The 13,308-nt window shown below is 63.2% G+C and carries 12 protein-coding genes; 1 reads left to right on the top strand and 11 read right to left on the bottom strand.

All coding sequences use genetic code 11. The features are described from left to right. Positions 1–16: 16 nt before the first annotated feature. The 10 genes from J4E58_RS00130 to J4E58_RS00085 all read right to left on the bottom strand — a co-directional run bounded on the left by J4E58_RS00130 (position 17) and on the right by J4E58_RS00085 (position 10,588). A complete protein-coding gene (locus J4E58_RS00130; protein WP_007931467.1) occupies positions 17–622 on the bottom strand; it encodes a LysE family translocator in 606 nt (201 codons plus the stop codon). Between the two features lie 89 nt (positions 623–711). Then, positions 712–1,341 (bottom strand): LysE family translocator, encoded by a 630-nt coding sequence (locus J4E58_RS00125; RefSeq protein ID WP_007931466.1) that lies wholly within the window; start codon positions 1,339–1,341, stop codon positions 712–714. An 81-nt stretch (positions 1,342–1,422) separates the two neighbouring features. Then, complete coding sequence (locus tag J4E58_RS00120) at positions 1,423–2,025, bottom strand: formyltransferase family protein (RefSeq protein WP_007931465.1); 603 nt, start codon at positions 2,023–2,025, stop codon at positions 1,423–1,425. A 59-nt stretch (positions 2,026–2,084) separates the two neighbouring features. Next, positions 2,085–3,407, bottom strand: a complete 1,323-nt coding sequence (locus tag J4E58_RS00115) for an aspartate aminotransferase family protein (protein ID WP_053260152.1) — start codon at positions 3,405–3,407, stop codon at positions 2,085–2,087. Between the two features lie 27 nt (positions 3,408–3,434). Continuing rightward, on the bottom strand, positions 3,435–3,578 hold the full coding sequence (locus J4E58_RS00110; RefSeq protein WP_007931463.1) for a hypothetical protein: 144 nt from the start codon (positions 3,576–3,578) through the stop codon (positions 3,435–3,437). A 34-nt stretch (positions 3,579–3,612) separates the two neighbouring features. Continuing rightward, positions 3,613–5,454, bottom strand: a complete 1,842-nt coding sequence (locus tag J4E58_RS00105) for a carbamoyltransferase (protein ID WP_087088823.1) — start codon at positions 5,452–5,454, stop codon at positions 3,613–3,615. Positions 5,455–5,519: 65 nt separating this feature from the next. Beyond that, positions 5,520–6,146 carry a LysE family translocator gene (locus J4E58_RS00100; RefSeq protein ID WP_007931461.1) on the bottom strand — a complete coding sequence of 209 codons (627 nt, stop codon included), beginning with the start codon at positions 6,144–6,146 and terminating at the stop codon, positions 5,520–5,522. A gap of 14 nt (positions 6,147–6,160) precedes the next feature. Continuing rightward, a complete protein-coding gene (locus J4E58_RS00095; RefSeq protein ID WP_007931460.1) occupies positions 6,161–7,204 on the bottom strand; it encodes an inosamine-phosphate amidinotransferase in 1,044 nt (347 codons plus the stop codon). Positions 7,205–7,220: 16 nt separating this feature from the next. After that, positions 7,221–9,398, bottom strand: coding sequence for an iron-containing redox enzyme family protein (locus tag J4E58_RS00090; protein WP_087088825.1), 2,178 nt, complete (start codon positions 9,396–9,398; stop codon positions 7,221–7,223). 185 nt (positions 9,399–9,583) lie between these two features. Further along, positions 9,584–10,588 carry a hypothetical protein gene (locus J4E58_RS00085; RefSeq protein ID WP_007931458.1) on the bottom strand — a complete coding sequence of 335 codons (1,005 nt, stop codon included), beginning with the start codon at positions 10,586–10,588 and terminating at the stop codon, positions 9,584–9,586. A gap of 275 nt (positions 10,589–10,863) precedes the next feature. Between J4E58_RS00085 and J4E58_RS00080 the strand changes: the two genes are divergently transcribed. Then, positions 10,864–12,279: a PLP-dependent aminotransferase family protein gene (locus tag J4E58_RS00080; RefSeq protein ID WP_009047750.1), complete on the top strand. Its 1,416-nt coding sequence runs from the start codon at positions 10,864–10,866 to the stop codon at positions 12,277–12,279. A 48-nt stretch (positions 12,280–12,327) separates the two neighbouring features. Here J4E58_RS00080 and J4E58_RS00075 read toward each other — a convergent pair whose 3' ends face one another. Continuing rightward, on the bottom strand, positions 12,328–13,254 hold the full coding sequence (locus tag J4E58_RS00075) for a DUF808 domain-containing protein (protein WP_087088827.1): 927 nt from the start codon (positions 13,252–13,254) through the stop codon (positions 12,328–12,330). Positions 13,255–13,308 lie beyond the last annotated feature (54 nt).

Below are 13,308 nucleotides of genomic sequence, written 5' to 3'. Positions count from 1 at the left end.
GCCCTGCAAAAGCCCCTCAGGCTTGCAGCAGCGGGAACAGCGAAATCACCAGCAGCAACGCCATGCCGTAGTTGAACAGGCGCAGCCAGCGCGGGTCGCGCAGGACATTGCGCAGGACGCTGCCGAACCCGGCCCAGACCCCGACGCTCGGGGCGTTGATCAAGGCAAACAGGCTGGCGATCACCACCACGTTGAAAAAGTAGCCCTGCAACGGCGTGTAGGTGCTGATGGCCCCCAGCGCCATGACCCAGGCCTTGGGGTTGACCCACTGGAACGCCGCGGCGCCCCAGAACCCCAGCGGCCGGCCCTTGCCGTCGACTTCCTGGGACACCGGCCCGGAACGGGCGATGTTCCAGGCCAGGTACAGCAGATAGGCCGCACCGACGTAGCGCAGCACCTTGTACAGCACCGGGTAGGCCTCGAACACCGCGCCCAGGCCCAGGCCCACGGCCAGCACCAGCACCAGGAACCCCGAACTGATCCCGAGGATATGCGGCACCGTGCGGCGGAATCCGAAATTCACGCCCGAGGCCAGCAGCATGGCGTTATTCGGTCCGGGGGTTACCGAGGTGACAAAGGCAAACAAGGCGAAAGCCAACAACAAGTCGATCGACAACGGCATACAGTCATCCTGAGAAGTACATGCTCCGAACAGAGCCCTGAGTCATTGTTTTCGCCCCGGCGATCGCCACGGGCGAGGCTTATCCACGCTTACAGCAAGGACCCGATGAAACCCGCGGCGACCATCGCGTAGAACGCGCCGCAGACCAGGCCGAAAGCCTTGCGCGTGCGGACGAAAAACGGCTCCGCCGAACGCGCGGAAAAGGCCAGGGCATAGGCGCAGAAAATCACGAAACCAGCGACCGCACAGCTGCCCACCAGCACGAAGCTGGCCCAGGATGGCGCCGTGGCGCTGAGGCCGACGGTGGTCACGGTGAACCAGGTCAGGGCCGCCTTGGGGTTGGTCAGGTGGATGCCCAGCCCTTGCAGGTAGAACCCCAGCGTGCGGCTCTGTTTGGCCCGGGCGCGGTTGAGGTTGACCGCGCTCGAGCTCAGGGCACCGCGGATGGATTTGTAGGCCAGCCACAACAGATAGCAGGCGCCGAGGATCTTCAGCCAGACCAGCACCTGGGTGTTGGACATCAGCAAGGCCGAGACGCCCGCGGCCGTCATCGCGCCCCAGCACAACGAACCGGAAATGACCCCGGCCGCCAGCGCCAACCCCGGGGTACGCCCGTAGCTGAGCGAGGTGTTGGCAATCGCCAGGTTACCCGGGCCAGGGCTGGCGGTTCCGATGACATAAACGGCCATAGCAGCACCAAAGCTCGATAAATCAAACATTTGACGGTCTCTCGTAGAAGTCGCGGGAGCAGGGTTTACCAACCGGGGATGCCGCCCCGCGCGGGCCGGCATCCCTCCTCGTTACTTGAAGCAGCGATGATCGGGTTCTTCGGCCCGGATCTTTTCCATCCAGGGCTTGAGTTCGGATTGCTTGTACAGCCGCTCGCCCCAGCGCTCGGGCGAAACCGGCAGCGGACGGCCTTGCAGGATGTAGTCGGTCAACAGGTGGATGAACTGCTGCAGGCAATAGGCGCCGACATGCAGGCGCAGCGAAGACGCGGTTTCCGCCGGGGCGATGTTGAAACGCGCAACATGGATGATGTCGCCGCTGTCCACCGAGGGCGCCAGGTGATGGCAGGTCGAGCCGTAGGTTTCGTCCTGGTAGTAGATCGCGTAGTGCTGGCTGCCCAGGCCGCGGTACTTGGGCGGCGCCGGGTGCAGGTTGATTGCGCCCTTGCGGGCCCGCTGATAGATGCTCGGCGGGAAGATGAAGTCGCCACGATAGGAAATGATCCAGTCGCCTTCCCAGTCTTCCAGGTGATACGGATAGGGGTCGCCCGGGTCCCAACAGAACACTTCCAGGTTGGAAAAAACCGTCTTGGCGAATTCAACGCCGTGATCGCACCAGTCCATGGTGCACACCGACAATAGAACTTTGTCCTTGCATGGTTCGATGGTCTGCATAGTCTTTTCCACTATTGGCTGTTGGTACATTTCGAAAACACCCCCGGTCCGCCCTACCGCTAACCCTGCTGGCAGGCCTCGACCACCGCCGTGAAGCGCTCGACCATTTCGGCGATTTCCGCTTCGCTGGAGATGAACGGCGGCGCGAACAGCACGTGGTTACCGTGAACACCGTCGGCGGTTCCGCTGCCCGGATAAATCAGCAGCCCTTGTTCCAGCGCCTGCGCCTTGAGGCTCGCGGCGTAACGGCCGCCACCGTGATAGGGCTCGCGGGTGTCGCGGTCCTGAACAAACTCGACGCCGACGAACAGCCCGCGTCCGCGCACATCGCCGACATGCTCGAAGCGCGCCAGGCACTCGCGCAGGCCGTGGCGCAGTTGCTCGCCGCGCAGGCGCACGGCCTGCAGCAGGTTCTCGTCCTCGATGACCCGCTGCACCTCCAGCGCAACGGCGCAGGCCAGCGGATGGTTGACGTGGGTCTGGCCGTTGCCCAGTACCCCGGAGTTGCCCGCCATCGCCTCATGCACCTGGCTGCTGACCAGCAACGCCGAGATCGGCTGGTAACCAGCCGCCAGGCCTTTGCCGACCGCGACCATGTCCGGCACGATGCCGTCGTCCTCGTAGGCGAAGAACCTGCCGGTACGGCCCATGCCGGCCATCACCTCGTCGAGGATCAGCAACACGTCGTGACGCTCGCACACCGCCTTGATCTTGCGGAAGTAACCCGGCACCGGCGGCACCGCGCCGTTGGTGGAGCCGACCACGGTCTCGGCGAAAAACGCCGCGACCCTGTCGCTGCCCAGTGCCCGGATTTTTTCGTCCAGTTCCAGCGCCAGGCGCGTCCCGTACTGCTCGTCGCTTTCATCGGCGCCCTGATGGCGATAGGCATAACAGGGCGAGACGAATTCGGCGGCCCCCAGCAACGGCTCGAATACCCCGCGACGCTGCAGGTTGCCGGATATCGACAAGGTCCCCAGGGTGCTGCCGTGGTAGCTCTGCTGCCGCGAGATAAAGATCGATTTGCCCGGCAGCCCGCGCTCGCACTGATACTGGTAGGCAATTTTCATCGCCAGCTCCATGACCTCGGAGCCGCCGGAGAGAAACTGCGCCTTGGCCAACCCGCCGGAGGCCCCCACCAGCAGGTCCGCCAATTCCTCGGCGGCGGCCGTGGTGAAGCTGCCGGCATGGGCCCAACTGAGCTTTTTCGCCTGCTGCTCGATGGCCGCGGCGATCCGTGGGTGTCCATGTCCCAGGCTGGAAACGGCTACCCCGCCGCACGTGTCGAGGTAGCGTTTGCCCGAGGCATCCTCAAGCCAGACCCCAGCGCCATTGACGGCGAGAATCGGTGAGGCATTCAAGTTCTTGTAGATGACCGTTGACATGGATCCGAGCCCTTGCAGTTATGCGGCCTAACGGGTGTTTTCCGGGTGGTCCCACGCCGTCGAGCCTTGATGGAAACGCTGGCTGAAGCGCGAGGAATTGAATATCCGGCGCGCCCAACCGATCGGTAGCAACACCACAGCGAACATCAACAACGAAAGCAACCTGAGCATGGCCTTGTCTCCTGAATAAAAAGTGAGTGAGCGATCAGTCCAGCGGGATCTCGTTGCGCCAGTCGACCTCTTCGACGAACTCCGGCTGGGTCGTGCGCTCGAGAATGAAGTTGCCTAGTACCAACACGTCCATCTCGGTGCGCATGAAGCAGGCGTAGGCTTCTTCCGGCTTGCACACGATCGGCTCGCCGCGCACGTTGAACGAGGTGTTGACCAGCACCGAGCAGCCGGTGCGCTTCTTGAAACTGCGCAGCAGATGGGTGAACGGCGCGTTGTTTTCTTCGGTCACTGTCTGCACCCGCGCCGACAGGTCGACGTGGGTCACCGCCGGCAGCTGCGAACGGATCGAGTTGATACTGCCCAGGCCACGCTCGGGGCCACCCGGCCTGCGCGATTCCTCGGTCTTGATCGAGTCGGTGACCTGCGAAACCATCAACATGTACGGGCTCTTCTCGCAGATGTCGAAGTAGACCTGGGCGTCCTCGTCCAGCACCGCCGGGGCAAAGGGCCGGAAGGATTCGCGGTACTTGATCTTCAGGTTCATGGTGCGCTGCATCTCGGGATTGCGTGGATCGCCGAGGATCGAGCGCGCGCCCAGGGCTCGCGGGCCGAACTCCATGCGCCCCTGGAACCAGCCGACCACGGCGCCGTCGGCCAGGTGCCGCGCGGTTTCGTCATACAGCTCGGCACCCTCGAAGCGCCGGTATGGATACTGGTTGGCGTCGAGAAACGCCTGGATCTCTTCATCGCCAAAGCCCGGCCCCAACAGGCTGCCGCTCATGGCGTCGAGCTTTTTGCTGCCCAGGTGCGGGCGCCCGGTGCGCTTGACCGAATAATCCATGGCCGCCCCCAGGGCACAACCGGCGTCGCCGGCCGCGGGTTGAATCCAGATCGCGTCGAAACGTCCGGAACGGCTGAGCACGCCGTTGGCCACGCAGTTGAGCGCCACGCCACCGGCCAGGCACAGGTTGCGGTAACCGGTCTGCCGCACGGCCGCGGTGGCCAGCCCCAGCACCACTTCCTCGGTCACCTGCTGTACCGAGGCCGCCAGGTCGCATTCGCGCTGGGTGATCGGGCTCTCCGGCTTGCGCACCGGACCGCCGAACAGCTCCTCGAATGCCTCGCCGACCATGCGCTCGCCACGCAGGTACTCGAAGTACTTCATGTTCAGGGTGAAGGAGCCGTCGGCGCGGATGTTGATCAGTTCCTTGCGGATCTTGTCGGCATAGATCGGCCGGCCGTAAGGCGCCAGGCCCATGAGTTTGTACTCGCCGGAGTCGACCTTGAAGCCACAGTAATAGGTGAACGCCGAGTAGAACAGGCCGACCGAGTGCGGATAGGAAATCGAGTTCATCAGGTCGAGCTTGGAACCGTCGCCCTTCCAGATCGTGGTCGAATGCCATTCGCCGATGCCGTCGATGCACAGCACCGCCGCCTGCTCGAACGGCGACGGGAAAAACGCCGCCGCGGCATGGGAACGGTGGTGCTGCGAGGCGATGGTGAGCGGGCCGGTACCACGCCCCAGTTCCTCGAGCTTCTCGTCGATGAACTTGAGCACATTGAGCTTCCAGCGGATCCATTCCGGCATGGTGCTGATGAAGGTGCGCGCGCCGCTGATGCCGCCACTGGCGAAGGAGGAAATCATCCGCGAGAACTTTTCCTGCGGGTCTTCGTAGTAGACCACCGCGGTCAGCTCATCGAGGCCGATACCCTCGGCGTCCAGGCAGTACTTTATGGCATTGGCCGGAAACGCCGCGTCGTGCCGCACCCGCGTGAAGCGCTCTTCCTGGGCCGCCGCCACCGGCACCCCGTCCTTCACCAACGCTGCTGCGCTGTCGTGATAGAACGCCGAAATCCCTAATACGTAAGTAGCCATTTAAACGCTCATCCTCATAGCTTCATGCCAATCCATGGAAATTCCCTGTGTCTGTGCACAGTCCGTCATCCGTGCAACCAACTTGAGACCGGCAGGCTTTTTAATGCCGGAATCAACGACACCACCAACAACACACTCATTGAAATATTGAACAGCCGCAGCCGGTTCGGCTCGCTGAGAAAGCGCCGCAAATAACGTCCGAACAGCACCCAGACCATCGAGCAGGGCGAGCCGAAGAGAAAGAAGATCAAGGCGATCAGCAGGATCTGCGCACTGTAGGAACCGACCGGAGTGGTGTAGGCCAGGACCGCGCCCACCGCCATGATCCAGGCCTTGGGGTTGACCCACTGGAACAGCGCCGCGCCGGTGAAGCCCAGCGGGCGCCCGCCCTGGTCGTCGAGATCGACCGTGGGCGCCGTGGCGATCCGATAGGCCAGGTACAGCATGTACAGGGCACCGACCACCTGCAGGATGTCGTGCAGGCTGGGATAACGATGGAATACCGCGCCGGCGCCGAGCCCCACCGCGATCAGCATCAGTGGAAAGCCGATGTTGATTCCCGCGACGTGGCGTAGGGTGCGGCTGATGCCGAAGTTGACCCCGGAGGACATCAGCATCACGTTGTTCGGCCCCGGCGTCACGCAGGTGGAAATCGCGAACAGGATGACGGCGTAGTAGTCCAGATTCTGCATGCCCCAGGCTCCGCTCAACGATAGTCTTCAAGGGTGCCGCGACGACGAATGTCGACCGATACGCAATGGAAGCCGCCACTGAGGCTGCGGGCATGGCGCATTTTCAGCGGCGCCACATCGATACCGTGTTTTTCCAGGGCGCGAATCAGCGGCACCTGCTGGTCGTTGATCACCGCCAGCGCCGGGTTGACCATGATGAAGTTCATGCCCTGCCAGATCGATGCGCGCGGGTAGGACCAGCAATAGCCGGTGTCGACCATTTCCGGCGCCCAGATGATGTCCCAGTTCTTGAACAGCGCCGGCACCTGGTCCTTGCGGATCCGCTCCGGACACAGCACCACCAGCCCCGGGCGGACCACGGTGATGGTGGTATCCAGGTGCGTGCCGTCGTACACGCCGCTCACCGGGTGCACCCGGTAACGCTCGCCCAGCACCCGCTGCAACCACTGGCAGCCCAGTTCGTTGCCGCTGCGGGAAACCAGATAGAGGATGTCCTCGCCGATGCGGATTACGTTGGCGGCGTCGAAGATCGGCTCGTCATTGGCAATGATCGAGCCGTCCTTGGGGTTGATCCGGTAGGTGCTGTCCAGCAGCTGCGGCTTGGGCGCGGAGATCCAGTTGGAGCCGCTGGCAAAGTATTCGGCCAGGTGGCGACGATAGGCGAACGGTTCCAGGTAACGGCTGCGCAGCGCCATCGGCGCCTCGATGATGGTCTGGCCGATGGGCAACAGCACATCCCGCGGGCAATAGTTGTATTCGCCGTCGGTTTTCCAGGCTGGGGTGCCGAATACCGCGCGATGGTCAGTGACGTCCGGGCGCCGCACTATGACCCCGTGGGAACGCAGAAAGGCGGCAAAGGCGTCCAGGTCCTCGCTGGCCTCCTCGATGACCTGCTGCGGATAGGGGCCGGATGGAATCTCCTCGATGTAATCGTGCTGCTCGCTGTAGTCCAGGGCGAACAGCCCGCGATCAGGTCGCGGCACCTGTGCGCCCTGGGCGACGCCGACGATCATTTCTTCCAGCGGATCCCACTCGTTGTGCACATTGACCAGAGACATAAACACTCCTTGATGTTCAGGCCGTTACGCCCAGCGGCGCGGCAGGGACAATAGGTTCGTGATGGAGCAGCGCCTGATCCTCGCCCCGCGTCTTGCTCCGGGGCAGCACCGCGCCCGCAGAGCCGATGCCCAGGCGTTGCAACCAGGACGTCAGGCGGTCCGGCTGCGGTGCCAGGGACTCGTAGCCGACGCGGACCCGCTGCCAGTGCTCTGCCAGTTCCGCCGGCTTCGAGGCGGCGACCTGGCGCATGTAGGCATCGATGGCGTCCACCGCCCAGGCCGAATGCCCGGTGGAGACGTTATCGATGGTGTTGTGCAGGTCGACGAAGGCGGTGCTGAAGCCGTAGTGCCTGAGGAAGCGCCGGGCCGAGCGATAGCTGCCGCCCACCCCCGACAGCTCCATCGCCAGGTTCATGCCGAGGATTTCCGGCATGAAGGTCACCGGCAACTTGCCCAGGCACAGCCAGTAGACCGGCAAGCGGAACGACGCCTCGCGCAGCCGCTCATCCTCGGCGAACTCGCGGGCACCGGTGGGCGCCAGCTCCAGGCCCATCTGGCGCAGGCCGTCGCGGTAGATTTTCGGATGGTTCAACGCATAGGAGCCGTTACCCAGCTCATCCCAATAGGTCTGGAACAGCGCGTAACCGACATGGGACGAGGCCAGCGTCAGGTCGGTGAAACCCTGGAGCCAGGCGCCGTCGATCAGGGTCAGCGGTGCCAGTTGCAGGGTGGAGTCGACGATTTCTTCGCGCGACGGCATGGCCGCCGGGTCGCTTTCTTCGAACTCCTGGCCGTGGCGGTCGTGCTTGTCCAGCAACCATTCGCGCAAGACGCCGACATTCCAGACTTCAGGCAAAGTGCGTTCGGAACTTTGCAGCGAGCGCCGCGACTGTTCCAGCCAACGGGTCACATAAGCCTGGGCAAAAGCCTGGGTGCGCGGCGCCAGCGCCCTGCCCTGCAAGACGAAATAGGCCTCGCGCAAGCTCTTGGGCCACAGGCCCTGCTCTGCAATGTCCTCGCCCAGCACCTGCCGAACCACTGCATTGCAAGGGGTTGGCGCTGGTACTTCGACTGCTTCCGCACGCTGGATCGGGCCGGACAGGCCATCGATCCACTTGCGGATGACACTCAGGTCGGCCTCGCTGAAAATCCGGAACATGCGCCCGTTCGGCGCGACCAGTGTATTGACCAGCAGGCTCTTCTCGGCATTGCCCGGCACGATCAGGCGGCTGCGCGAAAGCATTTCCAGCAGCGGCACGGGGTCGACCTGGGCCTCACGCAGCCACTGCGCCAGGCTGCGGCCTTCCATCTTGTAATCCTGGTGATAGACCGCGCCGGCCCGGGCCATGCGCTGGATCATCTTGCCCATCAGGCGCTCGGGCGATACCGCGGCCCGGCAGTGCGCCAGCAATCGTTCGTTGAAGGTTTTCAGGGCCGCGAACAACCATTGGGCGCCCGCCTCCAGTTGCAGGCGGCGAAGGCTGCCCTGGCTGGCGACCTGCTCGCAGACCCACTGGGAGATTTCCAGCGCCGAACTGTCTTCCGCGGTTTCATCCAGCTGGTTCAGGTCGAGCCGGCGGACGTCCAGCTGCTGCGCATCCAGCACCGACCACCATGGGCTCAGCCCCAGGGCACGCCAGGCATAATCGATGCCGCACAGGGTGTCGCCAAAGGCATCGCTGCGGCGGCTGACCGCTTGCAGCAATGCAGGTAATTCGAACAGTTCGTCAGGCAGGTCGGGGAGCGTGGAAAGTTCGAACGGCGAAACCGCATAGGCGGTCAGCCCCGACTGTACCAACAGCGATTTGAAGTGATCGGCGCGCGATGCCAGGGGCCGCCCGACGCCCACGTCGTGGGCCAGCAGCTCCATGAGCTTGAGCTGCGCGCTGTCCTCGAAGACACCGGGGGCGCTCATGCCTTGCAACCAGCAGCCCAATACCGAGGCCAGTGGCGCCGAGTGCGCCAGCAGCGCCTCGGCGAATTCCCGTTGGTTGCCCAGCTCCGCGGCCTGGCTGGCCAGTTCGCGGTAAGCCCGGGCCTGCTCGTCACGCCAGTGCTCGATCTGTACCCGCAACCCGGCCAGGCCACCCGCATCGGCTTCACCCGGTGCGGCCAGGCCCATCAGGCGCCGAATACTGACATCCCCCAGAAAGCTCTCGGGATTGCTGACTGATCGATAAAACTGGCGCCACATACTGTTTACTTCCCTTCCAGGTTGGAGACCAAGGCAATCCATTGCCGGCCCTCAGTCATCGGCAAGCAATGACGTCGGGTGTCGAGATCAGAACATCGGGTAGATCGAAGAGTCCGGCTTCTTCTTTTTCTTCTTGCCGAACAGGCGTTGGAACAAGCTCTTGATGTAACTCATGGCAGACTCCTTTAAAGAACATCGAGGATGATTTTCGAGACGAAATCGTTCCCCTGGTCGGTGAAGTGAATACGGTCGACGAACAACCACTGTTCAGGCCGCAGGGCCTCGGACAGCAGCGGTGTAATGTTCACGAAACGCACGCCCATCTTCTGTGCGCCTTCGCGCAGGCGGGCGGCATAGGCCTCGCAGACGCTGGGCTGCAGGATGTCGCCATAGACCTCGCTGAAACTGCCGGCGCGATCCAACTCGGCGAACAGCTGTTCTTCCTCGTCGCAACCCTTTTCCCGGACCCAGCCGGCCAGCGGCTGCAGAATGAAGGTCAGCTTGGCGCCCATGTCGGCCGCCAGTGCGCGCCAGGTATCCAGGTGACGCAGGGTCAGGTCGGCGGCGTAGTCGATCTGCTCTTCCATGGTCGGTGGCGGCTCGGGCGTCGGCTCTTCCTGTTCCTTGCCGAGCAAGGCGCGGAACATGCCGCGCTTGGGGGCCTGAGTCTCCGGACGCATGGCGTCGAAGAACTGATTGCAGTTGAAGAAAGCGCCGTGTTCGCCACGGCTGCTGTGTGGCTGGCGGGCCAGCCCCAGGTTGTTGAACCCGGAAAACAGCACGATCTCGTCGACCTTGGGCAGCAAATGACGATAAAGGGTGAAGAGCGTCAGTTCCTGGGTCGAGTTGAAGCTGCGTCCGCCGAAGTTGATCCAGGGTTTGCTGTCCGGATCGTTCTCGGCCAGGCGCGAAGGCAGTGTCCAGGCATCCGAGCTGGCACCGATGCCAAACACGGTCGAGCTGCCGGCCAGCACCCGCACGCTCTTGGCGTGGCGGCTGTTGACCACCGAATACTGTATGCCCAGCAACTCCGAATAGCGGAAGCCCGAGGCATCTGTATTGACCACCTCCGAACGGTGGTCGGTAGGATGGAAATACATCAAATAAGGAAGCCAGCGAACCTCACCACCGTCGGTGAATTTCTGCTCGTACTCAGCCATCTGCGGAGTCAGTTTGATCCTTGCCGTCATTACCCTGCTCTTCCTTGAGAAGTCATCGTCTAAAGTAGCCTGAGGGGGAAGCCCGTAACACGTTGCCCGGGGGGACTCTGAATTGCGCCGCAACTGTATTTAAGAACAACCAGTACAGTGCGATGCGGGCCATCTTCCCAAAGGCAACCACTGTCTTATAGGTACACGACGGATGATTTTTCTCAGTACAGATTGCCTTTTCGCCCTAAAAAATTTTCAAAAAAAGTGAAATCTGTAACTTTTTATACGACAGATGAGTCGCTACAGTCCCCCGCATGACTCGATACCTGAATCTCGCCGAATACATCAGCAGCCGCATTGAGCAGGGGTTATACGGACCGGGGGAGCGTCTGCCTTCGGTGCGGGCCCTGAGCCTCGAGCACGGCGTCAGCCTCACCACCGTGCAACAGGCCTATCGGGTTCTGGAAAGCTCGGGACTGGCTATCCCCAAGCCCAAGTCGGGCTATTTCGTCCCGGCCGGCCGGCGCTTGCCGGAGCTGCCGAAGATGGGACGGCCGTCGTTGCGGCCTGTGGATATCTCCCAGTGGGACCTGGTGCAGGACCTGATGCGCCAGGAGCAGAACGCCAATGCCATTCAACTGGGTTGCGGCATGCCCGACACCACCGCGCCGACCCTCAAGCCGCTGCTGACCGCCCTGGCGCGGATCAGCCGGCGCAGCGACAGCCCTAGCCTGCAATACAACCACCTGCAAGGTGTGCTGAGCCTGCGCGAGCAGATTGCCCGCCTCGGCGTCGATTCCGGTTGCCGCCTGACGCCCGCGGAAATCGTCGTCACCAGCGGCTGCCAGGAAGCCCTGTCCATCGCCATCCGCGCCCTGTGCGAACCCGGCGACATCGTGGCCATCGCCTCCCCCTGCTTCCACGGCATCATCCAGCTGCTCAAGGCCGCCGGCCTCAAGGCCCTGGAGATTCCCACCGACCCGGTCACCGGCATCAGCCTGGAAGCCATGGAAATGGCCCTGGAACAATGGCCGATCAAGGCCATCCAGCTCACGCCCAATTGCAACAATCCGCTGGGCTACATCATGCCGGACGACCGCAAGCGCGCGATGATCCGCCTGGCCCAGCGCTATGACGTGCCGATCATCGAAGACGATATCTATGGCGACCTGGCGTTCCGCTACCCGCGGCCGCGCACCCTGAAGTCATTCGACGACGACGGGCGCGTGTTGCTGTGCAGTTCGTTCTCGAAAACCCTGGCGCCAGGACTGAGGATCGGCTGGATCGCCCCGGGACGTTACCTGCCGCAAGTGCTGCACATGAAATACGTCGGCTCCGGCACCACCGCGACCCAGCCGCAGCTGGCGGTGGCCGAATTCATTGCCAAGGGTCACTACCTGCCGCACCTGCGGCGGATGCGCAAACAGTACCAGCGCCATCGCGACCTGATGACCGAGTGGGTCAGCCGCTATCTGCCGGAAGGCACCCGGGTCAGCAAACCCCAGGGCGGGTTCACCTTGTGGGTGGAGCTGCCGGACGAGTTCGACACCTACACCCTGAACCGGCTGTTGGAAGCCGAGGACATCCAGATCGCCAACGGCAATATCTTTTCCGCGGCCGGCAAGTACCGCAATTGCCTCAGGCTGAACTTTGCCGGCGTGCCCAACCGCAAGATCGAACAGGCGATCAACAAGATCGGCCTGGCGGTCGCACAACTGCTCCCCGCCTGACCCCCCTCGCACCTGCCCCTCGCCACTGCGGCGAGGGGCATCAGTAAATCAGGCCCTGGCCGCGCGCCACAGCTTGCCGCCCAGCGACACCACGACCAGTACCGCGGCGCCGGCGATGATGCCGGCCACGGCATTGAGCAGCATCGGCATGATCAGCGAAAACCCGCCAACCGCCTCGGCCGTGTGCGCGGTGACAGTCTCGATCCAGTGATGCGCCGCCGGCACGCCATGGGTCAGGATGCCGCCGCCGACCATGAACATGGCCGCGGTGCCGATCACCGAGAGGCTTTTCATCATGTAGGGCGCCGCGCGCAGGATCGCGCCACCGATGCTTTTCGCCACCTGGCCCGGCTTCTGCGTCAGCCACAGGCCAAGGTCGTCGAGCTTGACGATGCCGCCCACCAGGCCATACACGCCGACGGTCATGACGATGGCGATGCCCGAAAGCACCACCACCTGCTGCATCAACGGTGCGTCGGCGACGGTGCCCAGGGTAATGGCGATGATCTCGGCCGAGAGAATGAAGTCGGTGCGGATCGCGCCCTTGATCTTGGTCTTCTCGAAGGCCACCAGATCGGTGGCCGGGTCCGCCACGGCTTCGATCAGTTGCTGGTGCTCGGCCTGATCCTCGGCCTTGCTGTGGAGAAACTTGTGGGCGAGCTTTTCAAAGCCCTCGAAGCACAGATAGGCGCCGCCGAGCATCAGCAGCGGTATCACCAGCCAGGGCGCGAAGGCACTGATGGCCAGCGCCGCGGGTACCAGGATCAGCTTGTTCAGGAACGAGCCCTTGGCCACCGCCCAGACCACCGGCAACTCACGCTCGGCGCGCACCCCGGAAACCTGCTGGGCATTGAGCGCGAGGTCGTCCCCCAGCACCCCGGCGGTCTTCTTCGCCGCCATCTTGGTCATCAGCGCCACGTCGTCGAGTACCGCGGCAATATCGTCGATCAGCACCAGCAAACTGCTTCCGGCCATGGATCAGGGTTCCTTGAGGTGATAAATGCTGCGAAGCATAACGCGCAACGAGGG

It is taken from the genome of Pseudomonas sp. FW305-25 (genome assembly GCF_017351415.1).
Lineage (GTDB): Bacteria > Pseudomonadota > Gammaproteobacteria > Pseudomonadales > Pseudomonadaceae > Aquipseudomonas > Aquipseudomonas chlororaphis.
The sequence above is the reverse complement of the archived record's forward strand: the minus strand, read 5'-3'. Positions and strand labels throughout refer to the sequence as shown.

Coding starts and splice junctions, on each gene's coding strand:
- J4E58_RS00130 (WP_007931467.1), bottom strand. CDS start 622: ATGCCGTTGTCGATCGACTTGTTGTTGGCTTTCGCCTTGTTTGCCTTT.
- J4E58_RS00125 (WP_007931466.1), bottom strand. CDS start 1,341: ATGTTTGATTTATCGAGCTTTGGTGCTGCTATGGCCGTTTATGTCATC.
- J4E58_RS00120 (WP_007931465.1), bottom strand. CDS start 2,025: ATGCAGACCATCGAACCATGCAAGGACAAAGTTCTATTGTCGGTGTGC.
- J4E58_RS00115 (WP_053260152.1), bottom strand. CDS start 3,407: ATGTCAACGGTCATCTACAAGAACTTGAATGCCTCACCGATTCTCGCC.
- J4E58_RS00110 (WP_007931463.1), bottom strand. CDS start 3,578: ATGCTCAGGTTGCTTTCGTTGTTGATGTTCGCTGTGGTGTTGCTACCG.
- J4E58_RS00105 (WP_087088823.1), bottom strand. CDS start 5,454: ATGGCTACTTACGTATTAGGGATTTCGGCGTTCTATCACGACAGCGCA.
- J4E58_RS00100 (WP_007931461.1), bottom strand. CDS start 6,146: ATGCAGAATCTGGACTACTACGCCGTCATCCTGTTCGCGATTTCCACC.
- J4E58_RS00095 (WP_007931460.1), bottom strand. CDS start 7,204: ATGTCTCTGGTCAATGTGCACAACGAGTGGGATCCGCTGGAAGAAATG.
- J4E58_RS00090 (WP_087088825.1), bottom strand. CDS start 9,398: ATGTGGCGCCAGTTTTATCGATCAGTCAGCAATCCCGAGAGCTTTCTG.
- J4E58_RS00085 (WP_007931458.1), bottom strand. CDS start 10,588: ATGACGGCAAGGATCAAACTGACTCCGCAGATGGCTGAGTACGAGCAG.
- J4E58_RS00080 (WP_009047750.1), top strand. CDS start 10,864: ATGACTCGATACCTGAATCTCGCCGAATACATCAGCAGCCGCATTGAG.
- J4E58_RS00075 (WP_087088827.1), bottom strand. CDS start 13,254: ATGGCCGGAAGCAGTTTGCTGGTGCTGATCGACGATATTGCCGCGGTA.